The organism is Marinospirillum alkaliphilum DSM 21637, assembly GCF_900119735.1.
Taxonomy (GTDB): Bacteria; Pseudomonadota; Gammaproteobacteria; order Pseudomonadales; family Halomonadaceae; genus Marinospirillum; species Marinospirillum alkaliphilum.
In genome coordinates this window covers 394,182-418,078 of record NZ_FPJW01000002.1, presented here as the reverse complement: position 1 = coordinate 418,078, position 23,897 = coordinate 394,182, and the positions used below count along the sequence as shown (strand labels likewise).

Here is a 23,897-nt window from a genome sequence, read left to right as displayed (position 1 = left end):
AGTACTCACCGACAACATCAGGTTGCGATGAACAAAACACCCGAACACCCGCTGGCATCAGATGCAGCCACAAAAAATACCGATCCAGACACCCCTTGCATCTCCAGCAACCAGCTGTTCGGTGCCTGTCGCCAGCTGCAGATTCTGCACCAGGGTGAAACCTACACCCTGCGCATCACCCATCGCGGCAAACTGATCCTGACCAAGTAACCACCGCTTCAGCTAGCCACCATCAGATATTCCAGCCTTCCTCTATCAGGCACTGACCCTTCTACATGGTCAGTGCTTTTTATCTGCTTCCAGAGTACTTGACGCCTGACATTGCTTTAATGATAATGATTATTGTTTTCTATCGAGTGCCCGCAAGCCAGGATTCAGCCAGCCAGCGCACCGCTCATTCAGCATCTGACATCAGGAGCACAGAATATGAATGCATTGGTGAATTTCCCTGCAACCGGAACCGGACTTTCAGGACTGTTGTATAAAGCATTACAGGGGGTGCGTCAGGCTCAGCCACGTGGCAATCTGAGGGATTGGGCACGCCTGCTGAATGCCAGCGAGGGTGATCTGCAGGCGGCCAGAATCGGCAATGAGGATGTGCGTCCACTGCGCGACGTTTTCTCGGTTTTTTACCAGTTGAGCTTCCTGGGTGAAGTGGCTGTCACCGCCTACAATGACCTGGGACAAGTGCAGCATCGCGGGTGTTTTTCTGCGCCGGACCTGTGTCTGGATAATCCCCATCAGCTGGGCATTCAGTTCCTGACTTCCGGTTTGCACCTGAAACTGCGCCTGGAGCACTGGTACTGGGGCTGCGCAGCAGATGACAAACTGGAGTTTTTCACCCGCCAGGGCCGCCTGTTTTTAGCCATTCGCAAAACCGCAGAAACCAGTGAGTCCGCCTGGCAGGAGTTGCTCAACCAGTACGCAGAAGGCAGTGCCAGTCACAAACCCCTGTTTGAGCAGCCCCATCATCACCCAGCCGAGCACCCGATGCCTCATGACCTGGAGCTGCTGGAAAAGGAATGGCGCAATATGGCCGGGCCGGAACAATTACCCCAGTTGTTAAAGCGTCATCACACCACCTACTTTTCCGCCCTCTGTTGTCTGGGGCCAAAACTGGCTCGTTCAGTTTCACTGGACAGCTTTGAACAGTTGATCCAGCAAGCCGCCCTGCTGGAACTGCCGCTGAGCCTGTCAATGATTAGTCCCGGCTGTGTACAAACCTGTCGCCAGGCGGTTATTGCCCCCCGACTGGAGCAGAACAAGCTTGAGCTGCTGTGGCCGCAAGGCCATGCCCAACTGGATCCGGGCCAGTTTGAATTTGCTTTTGTGACCCGTAAACCCAGAGGGGATGCCTGGATCAGCTCGCTGGAAATTTTTGGTGCCCAAGGGGAAATGCTGCTGCAGATCCAGGGTGCCACAGCACCGGGGAAAGCTGAAAACCTGCGTTTGCGGGAATTAATGAACAGCCTTGGATAATTGCGGACAGGAGGAACACACCATGTTTGGAAAACTCTGGTTTCAACTGGTTGCCATTGCCCTGTTACTGAGCAGTGTGACTCCCTTGCTGGTTCCGGCTGCCCCCTGATTCAGGGCAGCAACCAGAACACCGGAATCAGGCTGACCAGTAGGATCAATACCAGGCCCAGCACCACACCCAACAGCCGCAAAGGCCGGGTTTTCAGTTGGCCCAGAAAATCCGGTGCCTTGCCGTTGGCCTCAAGCTCTGCCTGCTGTTCACGTGCCTGCAGTGAGCGCTGCTGCTGGTAGTTGTCCAGCAACTCACGAGCCTGATTTTCCTGCGCCGGATCATGCAGCCAGATACCAGCCAGCCCCACTTGCCAGACACCAGCAGTGGTTTCGTAAAAGTCGATACCATGATCCGTCAAGAGTTGACGCACTTCATGTAACTCGTCGTCCGGTACGTGATGACCAATACGAAACAGCAAAACCGACATATTCTCTCCACTTGATAAAAAGCCCTGCATCCATCCAGCATGCAGGGCCAGGTTCTATTTCAGACTTACACAGGATCAATCGCAGACTTACATCTGCGACTGCAGGTAATTCTTGATGCCAATGCGCTCAATCAATCCCAGCTGTTTCTCCAGCCAATAGGCATGATCCATTTCCGTGTCATCCAGCATCTGGCGCAGGATTTCACGGGTCTGGTAATCCTGCTCTTTTTCACACAGGGCAATCACTTCTTTCAGCGCTTCTGTGACGTCATACTCCAACTGCAGGTCATTGGTCAACATTTCCTTGACGTCTTTACCGATCTTGACCGGCTCACGGGTCACCATATCCGGCACGCCTTCAAGGAACAGAATGCGCTCAATCAACTGGGCGGCATGTTGTTTTTCATCATCAAACTCATGATCAATGCGCTCATAAAGTTTGCTCAACCCCCAATCCTGATACATGCGGGAATGGATAAAATACTGGTCCATGGCGGTCAGTTCACCAGCCAGCAGCTTGTTTAATGCCTGAATGACTTTTTTACTGCCTTTCATGTTCAGTCTCCCGATCCGATTGCAGCCTGCAGGTAGTTTTCAATGCCCATTTCCTTGATCTGGTACTGCTGGGTTTCCAGCCAGTCCAGGTATTCTTCTTCATCTTCAAGGATTTCTTCCAGCAGGTGACGACTGATGTAGTCCTGCTCCTTTTCACACAGGGCAATGCTTTCACGCAACAGCTTGAGGCAGTCCTGCTGCAGTTCATGATCACACTTCAGCATTTCTGCTGTGTTTTCACCGATGCGCAGTCTTTCCAGATGCTGCAGGTTGGGAAGGCCTTCCAGAAACAGGATGCGCTCGATCAGCTCATCAGCCTGTTTCATGTCCTTGATGGATTTTTTGTAGGCTGCATGATTGAGCTTTTCAAAGCCCCAGTTACGAAACATGCGAGCGTGCAGAAAATACTGGTTGATGGAGGTCAGCTCAAGCGTCAGTACTTTGTTAAGCTGCCCGATAAGGGCTTTGTTGCCTTGCATGATAAGCACCCTGAATCGTCAAAGTTGAAAGGGAGCGGGCTTGCCGATGCTATGGCTGGCTGGCAGATTCAGGCTAAAGGATAGCCTGCCTTGCCCATGAAGGCAAAGCAGAAAAGATCAGAAACAATTCTGGTAGCAGCTCAAGCCACTGCAGTTGCATCATAAGATGGACATTCAATCTGGCTGCTACTGAGGACCTGACGGGCAGTACAGACACACTTGCCACACTGACTACCCACTTCCAGCTGGCGATAAAGATCCCGCATGGTGGAAGCACCCTGCGCCACTGAAGAGCGGATCTGTTGCTCAGTGATGCCTTTGCAGATGCAGACGTACATATCAGCTTGCCCCTGTGAATGCCAATCTTTCTCGATTAGATTACCGCAGAGCAAAGCGCCATGCAAGTGCAAATTATTATTATTTGATATCTACACCCATAAAAAAACCCGCAGCCAGGGGCAGCGGGTTTTTCGGCACTGAATGACTTGAAAGAAAGTGATCAGGCGCTGGTGCGACGACGCAGAGGACGGCGTCCACCATCTTCATCATTACCGGCACGACCGGCAAAATTGCTGCTGGTCAGGCTCATCGGCACACCACAAATGCGCACCTTGGCCAGTGCCTGGAATACCGCTTTTGGCATGCCTTCCGGCAGATCAACCGTACTGAAATCCTGCTGGATATCGATACGACCGATGTTGCGGCTGGAAATGTTGGCCTCATTGGCAATGGCGCCCACAATATTGGCGGGCTTCACACCATGTGAACGACCAATCGGCATGCGGTAACGCTTCATACCGGCTTCAGGCTCACGGGAGCGACCACGGCTTTCGCCACGACCTTCCCCACGCGCATCACGACGCGGACGTTCACTGCCAAAGTCTTCACGAGCGCCACGCTCACGCGGTGCACGCACTTTCACATCTTCAACCCACAGCGGTGTGTTGCCCTGGAACATCTTGGCCAGTGCAGCAGCAATCCGCAGCGGCTCCTGATCAGTTTCAGCCTGCAGTTCTTTCAGCAGCGCTTCATACAGATCCAGATCACGTGCTTGCAGTGCATGAATCACTTGCTCTTTGAATTTCTCGCTGCGCTTGGCATTAATCACTTCCGCCTTCGGCAGCTCCATCGGCTCGATACGCTGACCTGTGCTGCGCTCCAGGTTGAACAGCATGCGTTTTTCACGCTGGCCGACAAACAGGATGGCATCACCGGTACGACCGGCACGGCCGGTACGGCCAATGCGGTGAACATAGGATTCACTGTCATGCGGTGGATCATAGTTGATAACATGGCTGATACGCTCAACATCCAGACCACGGGCAGCCACATCAGTTGCCACCAGAATATCCAGCTGACCATTTTTCAGACGCTCAACCGCCTGCTCACGCTGCTGCTGGGCCATGTCACCATGCAGGGCGCTGGCTTTAAAACCGCGACCATTCAGGAAGTCTGCCAGATCTGCGCTGGTGGCTTTGGTGCGGGTGAAAATGATCACGCCATCCGCAGCTTCAGCTTCCAGAATACGCGTCAGGGCTTCAGGTTTCGGCAGGCCGGCAACCATCCACACGCGCTGGCGCACAGTATCAGCAGTGCGTGCCTTGGCAGCAATACGTACTTCTTTAGGTTCTTTCAGGTGGCGCTGGGCAATACGACGGATGGCTTCCGGCATGGTGGCCGAAAACAGCACCACCTGACGCTCCGCCGGGGTCTGCTCCAGAATCCACTCGACGTCATCAATAAAGCCCATACGCAGCATTTCATCGGCTTCATCCAGGATCAGTGTCTGCAAACCGGACAGATCCAGGCTGCCACGACGCATGTGGTCCATAACCCGGCCGGGGGTACCGACAACGACCTGGGCTCCAGAGCGCAACGCACGAATCTGGTCACGATATTCAGCACCACCGTAAAGGTTGGCTACCTTGACGCCCTTCATGTTGGCGCCATATTTTTCAACGGATTCAGCCACCTGCATGGCCAACTCACGAGTAGGTGCCAGCACCAGCACCTGAGGCAACCTGGCGCTCAGATCCAGTCGGGCCAGCAGCGGCAGAGAAAAGGCTGCCGTTTTGCCGGTACCGGTTTGTGCCTGACCTAAAAGGTCATGGCCTTCCAGCAACAGCGGAATGGTTTGCGCCTGAATCGGGGAAGGCGTGTTGTACTCGATGGCAGAAAGAATAAAATCAGGAAGGCCCAGCTCGTTAAAAGCGGGCAGAGTCACATCATTGGACATTAATAATACCTGTGGTACTAGAGGAACGCAGGGGCGGGCGCGGGCCCGATACACAACAAGAAGGGGCAACGACAGCCAATGCAGGGAACACGCGTTCACGGTGCGTGCCGAAATTTAGAGCGCGGAGTATAACAGCCAGTTGAACCCATGACCAGCATTATCCACCAGCAGTTGCCAGAAAAATAAACTCGACAGCTTACCCGTTGCATCCACTGGTTTTGACCGACATAAAGCGTTAATCTGCTCCGAGATAACCGCTAGGGTTGAAGTGATTTATCAGCTTGTGGAGATGTCCGTTTGACTGGATGGATCTTGCGCCTTGCCCCACTATTTTTACTGGCATTCGCTTATCTGCTGACCGGCATGCTGGTCAGTCATACCGGTCTGCACGCCCAGATCATCCCCTTATGGATTCCCGCCGGCCTGGCACTGGCTGCCGGCATTCGCTTTGGTTACGGTGTTTTACCCGGTGCCGCGTTAGGCAGCCTGATTTTTAATCTTGGCCAACCCAGCGGCTGGAGTTTTGCTTTTGATGCTGCCGAGCTGGCTGCTGCAGTGTTGATCTCCGGTGGTGTACTCCTGCAAGCAGTGGTTGGCACCTGGTTGGTGCGGCATAAAACCGGCAACCCGCTGACGGCTCGCGGAGAAGGTCGCGTCATACGCTTTATTCTGCTGACCGGTTTTGCTGCCTGCATGATCAGCGCCACCATCGGCACCCTGGCACTTAACCTGCTGATCCAGCCGGAAGGCAGTGCCGGTCTGGTTCAGGATTGGCTGAGTTGGTGGCTGGGCGACAGTTTTGGCGCCATTCTGATTACGCCCCTGGCTTTGGCACTACTGACCCGACGCGGTCAATACACCAGCCGCCCCCACCACTTTCGCCTGATTCATTTATTCACTGGTGCCCTGCTGGCCATTTTATTAACCAACCAGGTTTATCTGTTACAGCTGAACAACCAGTTGGGCAACACCTTCCAGCGCGACATGGATGTATTCCACGCCAACCTGAATCGCCTCTACCATCAAAACCTGGCGGATCTGGGAAAACTGGAGCGTCAGTTTGTTCAACAGCAGGGCATGACTGCCGCCGACTTCCGCGAAGCCACTTCCGCCATTTTCGCCAACAACCCCTCCATTCGCGCCTACTCCTGGGACCCCATCGTTTTACCCGCAGCGCGCCAGCGTTTTGAAACTGAAACACGACTGGAGCTAAACCGCCCGGACTATGCCATTTATGGGGACTCCCCTCACCCGGACGACCCACTGGTGGTGGTGCAGTACGTGGAACCACTGGAACTCAACACTGCGGCTCTGGGTTTTAACCTGCTATCGATTGAGGACCGTCGACGCTGGGTTGTGCAATCCCAGGAAACCGGGCGTGCTGTTGCCACCCAGATCCTGAATCTGACCCAGGCGCCGGATGAGCCTGGCCTGCTGATCCTGCAACCGGTTTACCTCAACGCCCGGATTGATGACTCCAGCCTGCTGAGCACTGAAAAACAACTGGTTGGTTTTATGGTGGGTGTGTTCACGGTTAGCCGGATGATTGATGCCGCCATCGAACTGAGCCATTTGCAGGGCATTCGTGTTGAGCTGACTGAAAGCGGCCAGGCACAACCTTTTTATACCCGCATGCAGGGCATGGCAGACAACAGTCGTTTCACCTCCCTGCTCAGCCACTCTTTTGACTTTGACTTTGCCCAGCAAATCTGGCACTTCCAGATCAGCGCCGGACCCACCTACCTGGCCCTCAGCCCAGGCAACAATGTACTGCCTTTCCAGAGTCTGCTGGTGTTATTCAGTGCACTGGTCACAGCGGTGATTCTGGGCATGCACAATCGTGAAACCACCCTGGCACACCGTGTCAGCGAACAAACCCGCAATCTGGCTTTTCAGGCGCAGCACGACCCACTGACCGGTCTGCCCAACCGCATGAAGCTGGAAAATGACCTGGAAAACAGCCTGGCCAATCCGGAAACCAGTCACCTGGCGCTGATGTTTATTGATCTGGACCGTTTCAAGCTGATCAATGACAGCCTTGGGCACCTGACCGGTGATCACCTGCTGGTGGAACTGGCCGCACGCTGGATGCAGGAGCTGGACGAAACAGCCACCCTCTATCGCATGGGTGGCGACGAGTTCATCCTGTTGCAGCACTTGCCTGGCAAGGATCGTCACCACCCAGCCATTGAAATGGCCGAGAAACTGCTGAAATCCACCTGCCGCCCGCTACAGGTGGATGGCATGCAGCTTCAGGTGACCGCCAGTATTGGACTGGTATTCAGTCCGTCACAAGGGCGCGACTTCAATAGCCTGGTGCGCAATGCTGATACCGCCCTGCACCAGGCCAAGGCCAGCGGTAAAAATCGCATGGAGATTTATCAATCCAGTCAGACGGATGCAACACTGCTTAACTTTGAGCTGGAGCAGGATCTGCGACTGGCCGTCAACACCCCACAAATCCTGCTGCACTACCAACCCCAATTCAGCCTGGATGACCAACAGCTTTGTGGACTGGAAGCCCTGGTTCGCTGGCAGCACCCCCATCGCGGCATGATCCCGCCTGACCAATTTATTCCTCTGGCCGAGGAAACCCAACTGATCATCCCGCTGGGCTGGCAAGTGATTGATCTGGCCTGCCGCCAACTGGCGGAGTGGCTGGAACAGGGTGAACAACCCCAGTGTGTGGCCGTAAATATTTCACCCTTGCAGTTGCTGCAATCCGACTTTATTGAACAACTGAACCTGATTGTGGATGCTTATGGATTAAGCCGACGCCTGCTGGAGCTGGAAATCACTGAAACCCTGCTGCACCAGGACCCGGACTTTGCGTTTAAACAGCTGAAATCCTTGCGCCTGGCGGGTTATCGCCTGGCACTGGATGACTTTGGCACCGGCTACTCTTCATTTGATCGCCTCAAATACATGCCGCTGGATCGTATCAAGATCGATCGCAGCTTTGTCCGTGACATCGGCAAGAACCCCAAGGATGAAGCCATCATTCTGTCCATCATCGGACTGGGCAAAAGCCTGGATATTGAAGTACTGGCAGAGGGTGTTGAGGATGCAAGTCAGCAGGCATTTCTGAAACAACATGGCTGTGATTCAGTGCAGGGTTACCTGCTGGGACGCCCAGTGGCCCAACCGGTACTTTCCCGCGCGGTGTGAAATACTTCTGATACACTTCAATGGCAGAATCAGAGTCTTCCAGGCGGAACCTTTTTGATAAAAATCAGCCAGAAGTGACCATGAATACCAGACATCCATCACTGCTGCTTCAACTCTGGCTGACCGGCTTGCTGCTCTTGTTACCCGGTCTGTCACTCCATGCCCAGCAGGGTGTGGCAGTGACCCTGACCGAAGTACGCCAGCAAACTTTCAGCCAGCAACTCCATGCGTCCGGCACCCTGCGCGCCTGGCAATCCACTGACCTGCGCACTCAGGTCAGTGGTCGCATCGTGGCGCTGCACCTGCCGGAAGGTGAGTGGGTCGAACAGGGTCAACTGCTGGTGCAACTGGATGACCGTGAAGCCCGAGCGCGCCTGCAACAAGCAGAAATCCATTTGCGTGAAGCCGAGCGCCAGTTGCAGCGCTTCAACCAACTGCATCAAAACCAATCCATTTCCCGTGACCAGCTGGATGCCCAGCAGGCTAACGTGGAAAATGCCCGTGCCCAATTACTGGCCAACCAGGCAGAAGTGGAGCGCTACCGGATTCTGGCACCCTTCTCCGGTTTTCTGGGCCAGCATCAGGCCACTCCCGGCATGCTGCTGGATAGCGGCAGCCTGATCACTACCCTGGACGACACCCGCCAGATGCGAATCGACTTTGCCTTGTCCGAACGCCACCTGCCGCTGCTGCATACCGGACTGGAACTGCAGGCACGCAGCAGCAGTTGGCCAGAACAGGCTTTTAAAGGCCAGGTCAGCTTCATCGGCACCCGCATTGATCCAACCACCCGCAACCTGCCCCTGCAGGCTCGCCTGGATAATTCTGCCGGGTTATTACGCCCCGGCATGCTGGTCACCCTGACACTGGAAACCGCCAGTCGCCAGGCACTGGTTGTTCCCACTCGCAGCCTGACGTTTCGTGGTCAGGAAAAAGCCGTGTTTGTGGTTAACGAACAGGGTATCGCCCAGCGCCGCATTGTTGAGGTCGGTGCCACTCGCGGTGAACAGGCGGAGATACTTTCCGGCCTGAAAGCGGGTGAACAGGTGGTGGACCAGGGTGTGGTCAAGCTGCGTGATGGTTTGCGGGTGCGTGCTGCCGCGCCGGATGAACAGGTATGAAGTTATCCGAGACGGCTGTCCGCCGCCCGGTGTTTGCGCTGGTGATCAGCCTGCTGCTGCTGACCTTCGGGCTGATGGCCTGGCAACAACTGCCACTGCGCCAATACCCGGATGTCACCCGCCCGGAAGTGGTGGTGATGACCAGCTACACGGGCGCTTCAGCCGAAGTGGTGGAGCTGCAGATCACCAACCCGATTGAAGATCAGTTATCGGGCATTGAAGGCATTCGCACCATTCAGTCCAACTCCGCCCGCGGTATCTCTCGTATTGTCATCACCTTCAGTGAACGCCGCGATCTGGATAACGCCGCCAATGATGTCCGTGAAGCAGTCGCACGGGTAATGCGCCAGCTACCCGATGATGCGGACACCCCCCTGGTGATGAAACGCAGCGCCACCGAAGAAGCCATTCTTTACATCATTCTGGGCAGCACCCGCATGACCGGACTGGAACTGACCGATTATGCCCGCCGTACCCTGCAGGAGCGTTTAAGCCTGGTAAGTGGTGTCAGCAATGTGCTGCTGCTCGGCGCCCAGGATCAGGTGATGCGGGTTGAGCTTGATCCTGATGCCCTGAATGCCCGCCAACTCACCGTCAACGATATCATCAGCACCCTGCGCCAGGAAAATCTGGAGCTGCGTGCCGGACGTTTACAAGGCCCTCAACGCACCCTGCAAATCCAGATCAGCCGCGACTACAACCGGCTGGAGGATTTCCAAAGGCTGGTGCTACGCAGTGATGGCCAACAAACCATTCGCCTGGGTGATGTTGCCCAGATCAGTACTGGTGCACGCAATACCGATCAGGTGTTTCGCTCCAATGGCCGCAATGTGGTCGGCCTGGCCATCGAGCCCATATCCACCGCCAACCCGCTGGATGTCATTGCTGCCGTCAAGCAGGAGCTGGATCACTTCCGCCCCTTCCTGCCCGATGGTGCGGACCTGGACACCACCTTTGATGCCTCGATCTTCATTCAGAGTGCCATAAACGAGGTTTATTTCACGCTTGGCCTGGCCATGCTGCTGGTGGTGCTGGTGATCTTCATTTTCCTCGGCACACCACGCGCCACCCTGATTCCCGCCATCACCGTACCGGTATCCCTGATTGCGGCATTCATTGGCATTGCCCTGTTCGGTTTTTCCATCAATCTGATGACTCTGCTGGCACTGGTGCTGGCCATTGGCCTGGTGGTGGATGACGCCATTGTGGTGCTGGAAAACATCCACCGCCATCTGGATGAAGGCAAACCGCCACTGCTGGCCGCCTGGACCGGCATCCGTGAAGTCGGTTTTGCCGTCATTGCCACCACCACGGTACTGATTGCCACCTTTGTACCAATCATTTTTCTGGAAGGCACCGCCGGGCAATTCTTTCGTGAGTATGCCCTTACACTGGCAGCGGCCGTGGCCTTCTCCAGCCTGATTGCACTGACCCTGACCCCGGTACTCTGCTCCAAGCTGCTGAAGGCTCATTCCAGCGGCGAGCGTCAGCGCCTGATGCACCGCCTGTTAAACTGGCTGGAGAAACACTACCGACGATTACTGGAAGTCGGCCTCAACCACCGCTGGCTGGCCCTGCTGGTACTGATTCTGGCTTTGAGCGGCACCGGCTGGGGATTCAGTCAGCTGCCCAGAGCCTATGCCCCCCAGGAAGATCAGGGTTCCATCTTCATTTTTGTGCGCGGCCAGGAAGGTGCCAGTGCGGCCCGCATGCGGGACAGCATGATGCAGGTGGAAGAGCGCCTGTTACCGCTGCTGGATGGCCCGAACCTGAGCAACATCACACTGCAGGCACCGGGTTTCTCAACCCAGGGCGATAACTCAGGCTTCCTGATCCTCAGCCTGAAACCCTGGAACCAGCGGCCGGATGATGCCTTTACGGTACTGGCTGACATTCGCAGGCTGATGGCTGACATTCCGGATGTGGTGATCATTCCCAGGGTGCGTTCAGCCCTGACCGGCGGTGGTGGTGCCCCCGTGCGTTTTGTACTCGGTGGCAGCAGTTATGAAGAGCTGCAGGAATGGGCCGGCATTATGATGCGTGCCGCCGCAGACAACCCGGGGCTGGTGGACATGGACACCGACTTCAACGAAACCCAGCCGCAGGTGCGTGCCCGCATTGACCGGGAAAGGGCAGCCTTGCTCGGCGTGTCTGCACAGCGGATGGGTGAAACCCTTGAAGTGATGCTGGGTGGTCGTGCCATCACCCGTTTTGAAGAGCGTGGCCGCGAATATGATGTCTGGCTGGTCGGCCAGCCGAGAGCACTGCAGGAACTGGATGATCTGGGCAAACTGCTGATTCGTTCCGATCAGGGCGGACAACTGATCCGGCTCGACAACCTGGTCAGTTTTGAAGAAGTGGGTGAAACCCCGCGCCTGCCTCACTACAACCGCAACCGGGCCATTACCCTGTCGGCTTCGCTGGCCGAGGGTTATTCGCTGGGTGAAGCACTGGATTACCTGGATGCACTGGCCGCTGAATTGCTGCCACCCTATGCATTGATTGATTACCGGGGTGAATCACTGGACTATCGCACCAGCTCAGCAGCCATCGAAATCATTTTTCTGATGGCACTGGTGATCGTGTTTCTGGTGCTGGCAGCCCAGTTTGAAAGTTTTGTGCACCCCTTTGTGGTGCTGCTGACGGTGCCGCTGGGGCTGGCCGGAGCGATGCTGGGACTCTGGTGGACCGGAGAAACCATCAACATCTACACCCAGCTGGCGATGATCATGTTGATCGGCCTGTCAGCCAAAAATGGCATCCTGATCGTGGAGTTTGCCAACCAATTGAGGGATCAGGGGCTGGAGTTCCGGGCTGCGATTCTGGAGGCATCCCGTCGCCGCCTGCGCCCGATCCTGATGACAGCAGCCACCACCCTGATCGGTACACTGCCCTTGTTGCTGGCCACAGGTGCCGGTTCAGAAAGTCGTCAAGCCATCGGGCTGGTGGTGTTTTCAGGCGTGGCGCTGGCCACCTTGCTGACCCTGCTGGTGGTGCCGCTGACTTACAACCTGCTGGCCCGGCATACCGGTTCACCGGAAACCGTCAGCCGGCTGCTGGAGCAACAACAGAATCATCAGAGCCCCCGGCAGTAGCCAGAAATGCCGCCACCAGTGCACGGGTAGCCGGGCCAGCGGTGTCCGGATCAGCCTGAATCAACTGCAAGGGCACCTGGCGCAACCCTTCAAACGGCAACGCCAGGGTTTTTAATCGACCGGCCTGCAGGGCTGGCTCGATCAGACTTAACGGCAACCAGGCAAAACCCAGTCCCAGTTCCAGCATGCGAATGGATGTTGCCACATGGCTTACCGTCCAGCGCTGCTCAGCCTTCAACCAACCGGCATCCACCCGGTGCGCCGTGGCTGAATCCCGTACCACCAACTGACGGTGCCGCTGCAAATCCTTCAAGCTCAACGGGTGTTGCAACTGGTGCAGCGGATGATCCGGGTGCGCCACACAAACAAAACTCACCGGCATCAGCGGCAGTCCCAGAAACCCCTGCACCGGCATACCGCTGATCAACAGATCCACTTCACCGCCATAAAGCAGCTCCACCCCGCCGGACAGCACACTTTCACGCAGTTCAATACGGGTGCCTGGCCAGGCCGCAGAAAAATCTGCCAACACCTGAGCCAGCAGATCCGGTGGAAAAATCTGATCCACTGCCAGACGCACCACCGCTTCAACCCCCAGCGCCAGTCGCTCGGCGGCATCCTCCAGCGATGCGGCTTCCTCCAGCAACAAGCTGGCCCGACGCAACAGTGCCTGACCGGCCTCCGTCAACAGTGCCTTGCGGCCTTCCACCACCAATAGCTGCACACCCAACTGATCCTGCAGCTTATGCACCGCATGATTGATGCTGGAAGCACTCTTGTGCACCACCGCAGCAGCCTGATTGAAGCCACCGTGATCCACCACTGCTTTCAACATGCGCCATTGTTCAAGGGTTGCCCGCGACATCCATCCGACCTCATTCAGTTATCGGTAGATCACAACCAGTGAGTCACCGCCCAGAAGCCTACACCACCCATCACCAGCGTATAAGGCATGGCCATCAACACCATACGACCATAGGACAGGCGCACCAGCGGTGCAATGGCAGAGGTCAGCAGGAACAGAAACGCCGCCTGGCCATTGGGTGTGGCAACACTGGGCAGATTGGTGCCGGTATTGATGGCAATCGCCAGCAATTCAAAGTGCTCACGCGTGATGTCACCACGCAGAAAGGCGGCTTTCACTTCCCCGATATAAACCGTGGCTACAAACACATTATCGGAAATGGCCGACAACAGACCATTGGCAAAATACAGCAGGCCGGGCTGCCGCTCCAACGGCTGGCTCAGCACATATTCAATAAAAGGCTGGAACATCTGCTGACTGTGAATCACCGCCACAATGGTGAAAAACACCACTAGCAAACCCGTGAACGGCAGTGCCTCCTGAAACGCCTTACCGATCTGATGCTCCTCATTGATGCCATTCAGACTGGTCAGCAACACAATCACAGCCAGACCAATCAAGCCCACTTCAGCGACATGAAAAGCCAATGCCAACACCAGAAACACCGCCACCACAGCCTGCACCAACAGCTGCACCGTTTCACGCGGTGTACGTTTTTCGGTCTGGTAACGATCAAAGTCTTCCAGTATCGCCCGTACGCGACCCGGTAAACGCCCAGCATAACCAAAACTGCGACCCAGGGGTTTAACCTTTTCCAGCAGCAGGCAGGTGAATAACCCAGCCACCAGCACTGGCAGGCTCACCGGTGCCATTTCACGAAAGAACTCACTGAAACCCCAACCGGCTTCCTTGGCAATCAACAAATTCTGAGGCTCACCCACCATGGTGGCCACCCCGCCAAGCGCAGTGCCTATGGCACCATGCATCAACAGAGAGCGCAGGAAACCCCGAAACTGCTCCAGATCTTCTCGCTGAGCTTCAATGATGCTCAGATCATTGCCGTGGTCATGGCTATGCTGGTGATACTCCTGACCCGATGCCACCCGGTGATAAACCGAATAAAACCCCACCGCAATTGAAATAATCACGGCAGTCACCGTTAACGCATCCAGAAAGGCAGACAACAAGGCGGCTGCGGCACAGAAGATAAAGGACAAGAGTGACTTGGAACGCACCCCCACCAGCATTTTGGTGAACACAAACAGCAACAGCTGCTTCATGAAATAGATGCCCGCCACCATAAACATCAGCAGCAGGATCACTTCCAGATTATGACGCACCTCGTAAAGCACCATTTCCGGCGAGGTCATACCCAATGCCACTGCCTGCAAGGCCAGCAATCCACCGGGCAGCAAGGGATAACACTTCAGGGCCATCGCCAGGGTGAAAATGAATTGTGCCAGCAGCACCCAACCTGCCAAAGCCGTCCAGGGCCCTGGCAGCCAGTGCATCACTGGGTTAATGATCAAAAACAGGAGGATCAGGTATTTGTACCAGTAAGGGGCGTTGCCGAGAAAATTCTTCAGCAAACCCTGCGCATACGCAGCAGTCATGGTGTGTTTCCTTGGTTAGTTTAAAAGGCAGAAAAAAGAAAGGGTCTGGCATGAGTTCGCTCACACAAAAAAGGGGCGGATATCACTGATCCGAATGCCGCGCATGGTGCGACAAACCGCCGCATCTCGCAAGTGCACCAAAGCACTAGGTAGGAACAAAAAATGAACCCCCAGTCACACCACATAAAATCGAACAAAAGCAGGCATTTTTTGCGATTTTTATTCGATGCATCAGCATATAAGCTAAGTGCATGGTTAATAGAGGAGATACCCCATGAGCCAATTCACAACCACCATGAACCAACTCACCACCCCCAGAAACCTTCGCAACGCCCAGCCCACTCAGGATGGTGCCGGTGTGAAAATCCGCCGCATCCACGACTTTGGTGGCGGAATGGACCCTTTCCTGATGCTGGATGAACTCAAGGCGTCCGCCAGAGAGGATTACATCGGAGGCTTTCCACCCCATCCGCACCGGGGTTTTGAAACCCTGACCTACATCCTGCACGGCGGCCTGACCCATGAAGATTCCATGGGCAACCGCGGCGAAGTGCACGCCGGTGATGCCCAGTGGATGAGTGCCGCTCACGGTGTGATTCACTCGGAAATGCCGCTGCTGGACAGTGATGGCCTGCATGGTTTCCAGATCTGGATCAACCTGCCGTCTCACCGCAAGATGCAAGCGCCCCAGTACCGTGACCTGCGCGATGCTGAGATGGGGCACCTGCACTGGGAAAGCGGCCACTTAAAAGCCATCGCCGGGCACTGGCAAACCAGCGCGGGAGAAGCCAGCAGCGACCTGCCTCAGGTGGGCGAACAGGCAGCACTGGCTGACCTGCAGCTCAAGGCCGGAGCAAGCCTGACCCTGCAACAGCCAGAAGGTCGCTCGGTTCATGCGTATGTGTATCAGGGCGACCTGGCACAGGGAGTACGCAGCGGCCAGCTCGCCAGCTTCATGCCGGAAAACGGGCAGGTGATACTGCAGGCTGGTGATGCTGATACCGGTGTGCTGCTGTTGACCGGCCCGGCACTGCGGGAGCCGATTGCTCACTACGGCCCGTTTGTAATGAACACACCGGCAGAAATTCAGCAGGCTTTCCAGGATTACCAGACCGGCCAACTGACCACGATGCAATAAACTTCTGCTGAGGCCATGCAGCTGCTAAAATCCGCCTCTTTATTTTTATTCAGAGGCCTGCCGCATGGCATCGCAACCGATTCACTACCCCTGGTACAAAAAAGAAGACACGGACGCCTTCTTTGCCCTTTTTCAAAATAACATCGCCAACTTTGTCATCATTGCCATCACCCTGTTAGGCATGGGCTTTCCAGCCAGCATTGTATTCGGCCAGGTACTGCCCGGTGCCGCCGTAGCGGTGATGTTCGGCAACTTCTATTACGCCTGGAGCGCCAGCCGCCTGGCTCGCAAGGAAAACCGTGCAGATGTCACGGCGCTGTCTTACGGCATCAGCACCCCGGTGATGTTTGTATTCCTGTTCGGTGTGCTGCTGCCTGCCAAAACCCTGACCGGTGATGCCGAGCTGGCCTGGAAAATTGCTGTGGCAGCCTGCTTCATCAGCGGCCTGATTGAAGTCATCATCAGCCTGGTTGGCAACTGGGTACAGAAACACCTGCCCCGTGCGGCCATGCTCGGTGCCGTGGCCGGCGTGGCATTGACCTTCATTGCCGGTGAAATGCTGTTCAAAACCCTGGAAATGCCGGTGATCGGCCTGCTGGTACTGGCCATCATCCTGGTCGGTCTGGTGGCACGTGTGGCGCTGCCGTTCAACATTCCCGCGTCACTTTTTGCCATCATCATCGGCACTGCACTGGCTTACCTGATCGGCGCTTCTGACAGCAGCAAAATCACTGACGCCTTCACCCACTTCGGTTTTTATCCCATCCTGCCGGGACTGGCCTGGTTTGAAGGACTGGGACTGCTGTTCACCATCGGTGTGGCACTGCTCACGGTGATTTTGCCCATCACCCTCTACAACGCCATTGAAACCATGAACAACGTGGAAGCCATGGAAGCTGCCGGCGACAAGTACGATGTGCGTGAATGTCAGGCGGTGGATGGTGTCGGCACCATGCTGGGTGCAGTATTCGGCGGCCTGTTCCCCACCACCGTGTACATTGCCACCGTGGGTGCCAAATGGATGAATGCCGGGCGTGGTTACAGCCTGCTGAATGGCGCCGTGTACTTCCTCGCCACCCTGTTCGGCCTGATCGCCTTCCTGGCAGCATTGATCCCGGTTTCTGTGGTGGCACCGATTCTGGTGTTTGTTGGCATGTCGATGATTGCCACCGCCTTCCAGACCAATGACACCCGCTATTATCCGGCTGTGGCACTGGCGATGCTGCCCTATTTTGCCAACTACGTGATGACCCGCTTCAATCGGGGCGCCGGTGATGTGGTCAGTGGCATTTCGGAAGGCATTGTGGTGCTTGGCCAGGGCGCCATGTTCACCGCCATTCTGTTCGGTGCCATGGCCGTCAGCGTGATAGATCGCCAGTTCCGTCGTGCCACACTCTTTGCTGTTATTGCGGCAGGCCTGTCCTTCATTGGCTTGATGCATGCGCCAAAACTTGGCATACATGCCGCACCGGATTTTGTATACGGCTACCTGACCATGGCAGTGTTTTTTGCCTGGTTTGCCTGGAAAGAAGCTCGCGGTACCCTATAAGGACCCAGTAAGGACCCTGATATGCTGACCCCTGCACAGTTTTTTAAATGCCTGAGTGACGACACCCGCTGTAAACTGCTGCTGCTGGTGATGGCAGAAGGTGAACTCTGCGTCTGCGAGTTCACCCATGCACTGAATGACAGCCAGCCTAAAATCTCCCGTCACCTGGCTCAACTGCGCAGCTGCGGCCTGCTGATCGATCGCCGCCAGGGGCAGTGGGTTTATTACAGCATCAAACCAGCAGCAGACGAATGGACGCGCCAGCTGCTGGAAGACTTTTACAAGGTCAAAGCCGGTTACATCAGCGAAGAACTGCAGCGCCTGCACACCATGGGCGACAGACCACAGCGCCAGAAAAGCTGTTGCTGAGAAGAAGTAACATCACAACCTCAGGAAGAGGCCTCTTAGCCTGCGAAGGCAGTCAGTGCTCGTGTTATAGTGAAAGGAACCACTGGCGCCACAGGAGCAGCATCGATGCACCTGCTGCGTCAAACAGACAGGGGAGCTTGATGCCATGACCAATATGGATGTCCGCTGGAAGCAGCGTTTCAGCAATTTCAGCAGGGCTTTTAATCTACTGCGCTCAGCACTGGAGCTGGATGCGGCATCACTGAGCCAACTGGAGAAAGAAGGGATCATTCAACGCTTTGAATACACCTTCGAGCTGGCCTGGAAAGTGCTTAAATACAAGATGGAAGCTGATGGACTGGTACTCGACCAGATTTCACCCAAATCCATCATCCGTCAGGCTTACAGTGCAAAATACCTTGATCAGGCAGAACTCTGGCTGCAAATGATCGGTGATCGCAACCTGATGAGCCACACCTATGACTTCACAAAGTTTGAAGCCGTTATCCAAACCCTGCGACAAGACTACCTACCTGCCCTCGAAGACTTACACCTGATGCTGCTGGAGGCCAACCTTGATGAACCTGCAGATCGGCCTTGAGCCCCATCAGCTGCAGATGGTATTGCAATGCTTTGCCAACCATCCTGAAATCGAACAGGCAATGGTTTACGGCTCCAGAGCTAAAGGTAACTATCATCAACGTAGCGATCTTGATCTGGCACTTAAAGGTCAGCTCAATCGCCACCAGCTGGCTCAGATCAAACTGGAACTGGAAGATACCAACCTGCCCATCAGTATTGACCTGCTGAACTACCAGGAACTGACCAACCCGCTCTTGAAAGAGCACATTGACCGAGTTGGTATAACCATTTACTCCACAAAAGAGTGCCAGTGAACAGCCCCATCCGACATTAATCGATCATTTATTGATCAACATCATGGTCTCACCTTGCGTATTGCCTAAAGTCTGACCTGCAGGATCAAAGGACAAGCAGCAATACAAGGAGGTCTCATGAAGCTCATGATCGCGGGCGGCACAGGTTTTATTGGTTCAAACATGATCCACTACCAGGTGGACAACACCAACAACCAGGTCACCAATCTCGACAAACTCACTGAAACATCCAACACCCGCTCCCTTGGCCGAGCCCGTAACTCACTGCGCTACACCTTTAAACAAGTCGACCTGCTGGATCAACAGCGCCTGCTACTGGAGCTTGAAAAATTTCAGCCCGATGCCCTGCTGCACCTGGCCACCACCAACAACATCAGCAACTCCATCGAATCTCCCGACAACACCATCCAAAACAACTGCTTCGGCACACTCAACCTGTTGGAAGCCGTACGCGCATACCATCAGGAACTACCCGCTCAACGCCAGCAAAGCTTTCGCCTGATTTACCTGCACCCCACCCCATCAACCCACAACACCTCCCCCTGTTGTTACAGCCGACAAAGTGCCGCAGAGCTGGTGCTGACCTGGCATAACACCTATCAGCTGCCCGCCCTCACGCTGGCCTGCCCCGCCAGCTTTGGCCCCTGCCAGTTTCCCGAACACCTGATTCCCAACACCCTGTTGACGGCACTGGATGGCAAACACATCAGCATCACCGAAGGTGAAATCGAAGATCAGTGGATTTATGTACAAGACCTGATCGAAGGCATCAACCAACTGCTGGTCAGCGGCCAACCCGGATGCAGCTACCAGATTCACGAATCACACCGGATTTCACGACTGGAACTGACCTGCCAGATCTGCGACATCCTCGACGAACTGCAGCCACAACCCTCCAGTTACCGTAACCTGATCACTTTTGCAGAACCCGGAATCCAGGAACTGGCAGGCTACTACTCACTCAAAACCAACGAACCACTTAAAAAATCTCAACCCCTGCCGAATGAATGGTTACCCACTACCCCGTTAAAAACAGCACTGGAAACCACCATCAGCTGGTACCTCAACAACCCCGACTGGGTCACCAGCATCACCAGCGGCGAATACCTGAAACGCAGGAAAACACCGACACCCAAGAAGCCTTGGTAAAACGCACCTGCACCCTTGCAATTGCTCCAAGGGTGTTACCGGATGAATGTGGCAACCCATATCAGTCATGATAGCGACCTTGAAAAAGATACGGCAACGCCGTATAGTTGATAATATGTTATTTATTGAAACCAGCAGCTTTACAAAACTCCTACCGTCCTACCTGGCTGATGAAGAGTATCGAGCGCTACAGACCTATTTAATGCAAAAGCCGGATGCAGGTGATCTTGTAAAAGGCTCAGGCGGAGTAAGAAAGGTTCGCTGGGCAGTTGAAGGGATAGGGAAAAGTGGAGGTGTCCAGGTGATTTACTACTGGAAAAAACCGGATCATGAAATCTGGATGTTAACTATCTATAGCAAGTCAGAACGAGCCACGATTCCAGGCCATATTCTGAAACAGATCGCAGAGGTAATCGAACATGAGTGAACGCAATATCGGCACCGAAATCCTTGATGGCATCAGGGAAATTAAAGAATACAAAAGAGGCAAGGTTCAACTGAAAGTCACGCAGCTTTCGGAGCCTTCACCGCCGCAAGTCATTCGTTCAAAATTAAAAATCTCACAATCAGCATTTGCTGCGTTACTGGGTGTCAGCATGCGGACCCTCCAAGACTGGGAGCAAGGTCGCAGGGAGCCACAAGGGCCAGCATTGGCACTACTGCGTATCGCAGAGCAGCACCCGGAAGTATTCGCCCAACTTCATTGAAAAAAATAAAACTGGCATCAACCAACTGCTGGTCAGCGGCCAACCCGGATGCAGCTACCAGATTCACAAATCACACCGGATTTCACGACTGGAACTGACCTGCCAGATCTGTGACATCCTCGACGACTGCAGCCACAACCTTTCAATTTCCGTAACCTGATCACTTTTGCAGAACCCGGAATCCAGGAACTGGCAGGCTACTACTCACCCAAAACCAGCGAACCACTTAAAAAACCCCAACCCCTGCCGAATGAATGGTTACCCACCACCCCGTTAAAAACAGCACTGGAAACCACCATTAGCTGGTACCTCAACAACCCCGACTGGGTCACCAGCATCACCAGCGGCGAATACCTGAAACGCAGGAAAATACCAACAGTCAAGCGGGAGTGGTGAAAGGGGTTAACAAAAGCACTCTAGGCAAAGGCATTGGTGCATGCTAGGTTACCAACCAAAATGACTGAAGTATCAGTCAAACCCATGCATTGAAGCAGCCGGCCCTCAGGAAAACGCCACTGAATCCTGGGGCGGTAGCGTGCCGGGGAAAACGCATGAAACCACCAGTAATGGCGCGGCATACAGGCAGGTTTGAAATTTTCAATGTACACCGATTGGCATGATGTGATTTGATGAACCTTTTGTAAAGGTCAATCATGAAAACCCCATCCCTTGTAGAGCACCTTTCTGTTATCAAAGACTTCCGGCAAGACTGGAAAATTGAACACAAGCTGACGGATATTTTGCTGCTGACGATCTGTGCAGTGATCTGTGGTGCAGAAGGCTGGGATGAGATTGAAGACTTTGGTGAAGCTAAACAGGATTTTCTGAGAAGTTATGGTGATTTTGAGGCAGGCATTCCCAGTGCAGACACTATCGCCCGAGTGGTTGGTATGATCAACCCCAAACAGTTTCAGCGTGTCTTTGCAGACTGGATGCAGGATTGCCATACCGTCAGTGCGGGGGAAGTGATTGCCATCGATGGCAAAACGCTGAGAGGCTCTTACGATAAAAGCCGCAAGAAAGGCGCAACCCACATGATCAGCGCCTTCAGTGCAGCCAATGGCGTGGTACTGGGGCAGATCAAGACAGAAGAGAAGTCCAACGAAATCACCGCCATTCCAGAGCTGTTAAAACTGCTGAACCTGCACGGTTGTCTGGTCACCATTGATGCCATGGGGTGTCAAAAGAAGATTGCCTTGGAGATCATTAACCAGGGCGCGGATTACCTACTGGCCGTGAAAGCCAACCAGCCTAAACTGGCGGATGCCTTCACCGCCCATTTTCCAATGCACAAGGTCGCCACTTATGAGGGTGCTCGTACAGTATCCAGGAAAAAAGCCAAGGGCGCCTGGAAACCAGGCACCACATCGTCAGCGACCTGCCGGATAGCTTCTTTGACTTCACCTACGAATGGGCAGGCTTGAAAAAACTGGGGGTAGTGGTGTCTTTCAGACAGTGTAGTGGTTCAATAAAACCGGACACCAACGTAGGTGGTAAAATCACCACCCTAAGCGAGGTGTCAGATGCCCCAGAAACGACGTTCATTTTCTCCTGAATTCAAACAGGAAGCTGCCAGCCTGGTGCTGGATCAAGGCTATAGCATTCAACAAGCATGTGTATCTCTTGGTGTTGGTGAAAGCGCCATTCGCCGCTGGGTCAACCAACTGACTGATGAGCGCAACGGGATCACCCCAAAGGGCAAGGCACTGACACCGGATCAGCGGCGAATACAGGAGCTGGAAGCCCGCTGTAAACGCCTTGAAATGGAAAAAGAAATATTAAAAAAGGCTACTGCTCTCTTGATGTCGGACGGAATGAATCCTACGCGCTGATAGACCAGTTGAGTGAGCAACTGCCGGTTGAAATGGTCTGTGCAGCCTTTGAAATCAGTCGTTCCAGTTACTACGAGCACCGGCAGCGCCGGAACTGCATTGATGTTGAACGTCTGACTCTGAAAGCCAATGTTAATCGGCTTTTCAAGAAAAGTCGCAGTGCTGCTGGCAGTCGATCCATCAAGGGGCTACTTGAACAGGAAGGCATTCAGGTCGGTCGCTTCAAGGTTCGGAGCCTGATGCGTGAACTGGGATTAATCTGCAAGCAGCCGGGGCCTCATGCTTACAAGCAAGCCACGGTGGAGCGAGTGGACATACCCAACCATCTGGACCGGGAGTTTGTTGCAGAGCAGCCAAATCAAGTCTGGTGTGGTGACATCACCTATATCTGGAGTGGCCAGCGCTGGAGTTATCTGGCGGTTGTATTGGATCTGTATGCGCGTCGAGTGGTGGGCTGGGCAATGTCATCAAGCCCTGATGCAGACCTGGTGGTCAAAGCACTGGATCATGCCTGGGAACAACGAGACCAGCCTGCTCAGGTGATGTTCCATTCAGATCAGGGAAGTCAGTATGCCAGCCGGAAGTTCCGCCAGCGGTTATGGCGTTACCAGATGAAGCAGAGCATGAGCCGACGAGGAAACTGCTGGGACAACGCACCGATGGAGAGGTTATTCCGCAGCCTGAAGACTGAATGGGTACCGACAATCGGATACAGGAACCTGTCAGAGGCAAAGCGCGATATTGCTGAATACCTGATGGGTTACTACAACCAGAAAAGGCCTGATGTGTTCAACGGTGGGATATCACCCATGGCAGCAGAAGAAAAACTTAAAACACTGTCCGGAATTAGTTGACCACTACACAGGAAGGTGACCAGATCCCTGAAAATGCGACGGTACCCTATTACATTAGCTCCAAAGACCTGAGTGCTCGTGAGCTGGCTGATGCAGCACGCCAGCACTGGTTTATTGAGACCAAATTACACTGGTGCCTGGATGTTGGCATGAATGAAGATGCCTGCCGGATACGCAGAGACATGGCCTCAGAAAACCTGGCGGGCATCAGGCACATTGCAATGAACTACCTGAAAAGCGAAACCAGTTTCAAAGCTGGGATCAAGCGCAAGCAGAAGAAGGCGGCAATGAGTGAAAGCTATCTGGCTACAATCCTTGCAGCATAAGGGGTTTCATGCGTTTTCCCTGGTGCCTACGAGAACCAATAAAGACTCAACTATGTGCAGCAAACACT

At 54.6% G+C, this 23,897-nt stretch carries 22 protein-coding genes and 1 pseudogene; 16 read left to right on the top strand and 7 right to left on the bottom strand.

What is annotated here, in order from left to right:
• Positions 1-27 precede the first annotated feature (27 nt).
• Together hemP and BT114_RS05190 are read left to right on the top strand one after the other, a co-directional pair.
• Positions 28-210: a hemin uptake protein HemP gene (hemP, locus tag BT114_RS05195; RefSeq protein ID WP_072325256.1), complete on the top strand. Its 183-nt coding sequence runs from the start codon at positions 28-30 to the stop codon at positions 208-210.
• A 216-nt stretch (positions 211-426) separates the two neighbouring features.
• A complete protein-coding gene (locus BT114_RS05190; RefSeq protein ID WP_072325255.1) occupies positions 427-1,479 on the top strand; it encodes a ChuX/HutX family heme-like substrate-binding protein in 1,053 nt (350 codons plus the stop codon).
• 110 nt (positions 1,480-1,589) lie between these two features.
• Here the strand turns inward: BT114_RS05190 and BT114_RS05185 are convergent, their stop codons facing one another.
• The 5 genes from BT114_RS05185 to BT114_RS05165 all read right to left on the bottom strand — a co-directional run bounded on the left by BT114_RS05185 (position 1,590) and on the right by BT114_RS05165 (position 5,228).
• Positions 1,590-1,958, bottom strand: coding sequence for a DUF6164 family protein (locus tag BT114_RS05185; RefSeq protein ID WP_072325254.1), 369 nt, complete (start codon positions 1,956-1,958; stop codon positions 1,590-1,592).
• Positions 1,959-2,045: 87 nt separating this feature from the next.
• A complete protein-coding gene (gene bfr, locus BT114_RS05180; protein ID WP_072325253.1) occupies positions 2,046-2,513 on the bottom strand; it encodes a bacterioferritin in 468 nt (155 codons plus the stop codon).
• Between the two features lie 2 nt (positions 2,514-2,515).
• Complete coding sequence (bfr, locus tag BT114_RS05175; RefSeq protein ID WP_072325252.1) at positions 2,516-2,992, bottom strand: bacterioferritin; 477 nt, start codon at positions 2,990-2,992, stop codon at positions 2,516-2,518.
• Positions 2,993-3,132: 140 nt separating this feature from the next.
• The gene (locus BT114_RS05170) at positions 3,133-3,330 is read right to left on the bottom strand and encodes a (2Fe-2S)-binding protein (RefSeq protein WP_072325251.1); all 198 of its coding nucleotides are present in this window, start codon (positions 3,328-3,330) and stop codon (positions 3,133-3,135) included.
• 161 nt (positions 3,331-3,491) lie between these two features.
• Complete coding sequence (locus tag BT114_RS05165) at positions 3,492-5,228, bottom strand: DEAD/DEAH box helicase (RefSeq protein WP_072325250.1); 1,737 nt, start codon at positions 5,226-5,228, stop codon at positions 3,492-3,494.
• 312 nt (positions 5,229-5,540) lie between these two features.
• Between BT114_RS05165 and BT114_RS05160 the strand changes: the two genes are divergently transcribed.
• The 3 genes from BT114_RS05160 to BT114_RS05150 all read left to right on the top strand — a co-directional run bounded on the left by BT114_RS05160 (position 5,541) and on the right by BT114_RS05150 (position 12,612).
• On the top strand, positions 5,541-8,396 hold the full coding sequence (locus BT114_RS05160; protein WP_072325249.1) for a bifunctional diguanylate cyclase/phosphodiesterase: 2,856 nt from the start codon (positions 5,541-5,543) through the stop codon (positions 8,394-8,396).
• Positions 8,397-8,476: 80 nt separating this feature from the next.
• The gene (locus BT114_RS05155; RefSeq protein WP_177247047.1) at positions 8,477-9,517 is read left to right on the top strand and encodes an efflux RND transporter periplasmic adaptor subunit; all 1,041 of its coding nucleotides are present in this window, start codon (positions 8,477-8,479) and stop codon (positions 9,515-9,517) included.
• Positions 9,514-12,612, top strand: coding sequence for an efflux RND transporter permease subunit (locus tag BT114_RS05150; RefSeq protein WP_072325247.1), 3,099 nt, complete (start codon positions 9,514-9,516; stop codon positions 12,610-12,612). Before BT114_RS05155 ends, BT114_RS05150 begins: the two co-directional genes overlap by 4 nt.
• Here the strand turns inward: BT114_RS05150 and BT114_RS05145 are convergent.
• The gene (locus tag BT114_RS05145) at positions 12,563-13,477 is read right to left on the bottom strand and encodes a LysR family transcriptional regulator (protein WP_084661928.1); all 915 of its coding nucleotides are present in this window, start codon (positions 13,475-13,477) and stop codon (positions 12,563-12,565) included. The two genes, BT114_RS05150 and BT114_RS05145, sit on opposite strands and share 50 nt — an antisense overlap.
• A 29-nt stretch (positions 13,478-13,506) precedes the next feature.
• Positions 13,507-15,030 (bottom strand): sodium/proton antiporter NhaB, encoded by a 1,524-nt coding sequence (nhaB, locus tag BT114_RS05140; RefSeq protein WP_072325245.1) that lies wholly within the window; start codon positions 15,028-15,030, stop codon positions 13,507-13,509.
• A gap of 274 nt (positions 15,031-15,304) precedes the next feature.
• Here nhaB and BT114_RS05135 point away from each other — a divergent pair, with 274 nt between their 5' ends.
• From BT114_RS05135 to BT114_RS05075, 11 genes and pseudogenes are all read left to right on the top strand, one after another.
• Positions 15,305-16,168 carry a pirin family protein gene (locus BT114_RS05135; RefSeq protein ID WP_218163455.1) on the top strand — a complete coding sequence of 288 codons (864 nt, stop codon included), beginning with the start codon at positions 15,305-15,307 and terminating at the stop codon, positions 16,166-16,168.
• Positions 16,169-16,232: 64 nt separating this feature from the next.
• Positions 16,233-17,717 (top strand): uracil permease, encoded by a 1,485-nt coding sequence (locus BT114_RS05130; protein WP_072325244.1) that lies wholly within the window; start codon positions 16,233-16,235, stop codon positions 17,715-17,717.
• Between the two features lie 21 nt (positions 17,718-17,738).
• Positions 17,739-18,086, top strand: a complete 348-nt coding sequence (locus BT114_RS05125) for a metalloregulator ArsR/SmtB family transcription factor (RefSeq protein ID WP_072325243.1) — start codon at positions 17,739-17,741, stop codon at positions 18,084-18,086.
• Positions 18,087-18,231: 145 nt separating this feature from the next.
• A complete protein-coding gene (locus BT114_RS05120) occupies positions 18,232-18,666 on the top strand; it encodes a nucleotidyltransferase substrate binding protein (protein WP_072325242.1) in 435 nt (144 codons plus the stop codon).
• A complete protein-coding gene (locus BT114_RS05115) occupies positions 18,644-18,961 on the top strand; it encodes a nucleotidyltransferase domain-containing protein (protein WP_072325241.1) in 318 nt (105 codons plus the stop codon). Before BT114_RS05120 ends, BT114_RS05115 begins: the two co-directional genes overlap by 23 nt.
• Before the next feature lie 117 nt (positions 18,962-19,078).
• Complete coding sequence (locus tag BT114_RS05110; RefSeq protein WP_072325240.1) at positions 19,079-20,110, top strand: GDP-mannose 4,6-dehydratase; 1,032 nt, start codon at positions 19,079-19,081, stop codon at positions 20,108-20,110.
• A gap of 46 nt (positions 20,111-20,156) precedes the next feature.
• A complete protein-coding gene (locus tag BT114_RS05105; RefSeq protein ID WP_245770390.1) occupies positions 20,157-20,537 on the top strand; it encodes a type II toxin-antitoxin system RelE/ParE family toxin in 381 nt (126 codons plus the stop codon).
• On the top strand, positions 20,530-20,817 hold the full coding sequence (locus tag BT114_RS05100; protein ID WP_072325239.1) for a helix-turn-helix domain-containing protein: 288 nt from the start codon (positions 20,530-20,532) through the stop codon (positions 20,815-20,817). The genes BT114_RS05105 and BT114_RS05100 overlap by 8 nt, the downstream gene beginning before the upstream one ends.
• Positions 20,818-21,470: 653 nt before the next feature.
• Positions 21,471-22,270: pseudogene (locus BT114_RS05090) on the top strand (ISAs1 family transposase); the annotation flags it as partial.
• A gap of 70 nt (positions 22,271-22,340) precedes the next feature.
• Positions 22,341-23,503 (top strand): IS3 family transposase gene (locus BT114_RS05080; RefSeq protein WP_143142763.1). Its coding sequence is split into 2 segments (ribosomal slippage): positions 22,341-22,596 and positions 22,596-23,503, totalling 1,164 coding nucleotides; the frame shifts between segments, so codons are not numbered across the junction.
• The gene (locus BT114_RS05075) at positions 23,500-23,829 is read left to right on the top strand and encodes an ISAs1 family transposase (RefSeq protein WP_072325235.1); all 330 of its coding nucleotides are present in this window, start codon (positions 23,500-23,502) and stop codon (positions 23,827-23,829) included. The genes BT114_RS05080 and BT114_RS05075 overlap by 4 nt, the downstream gene beginning before the upstream one ends.
• The last annotated feature ends 68 nt before the right edge of the window (positions 23,830-23,897 follow it).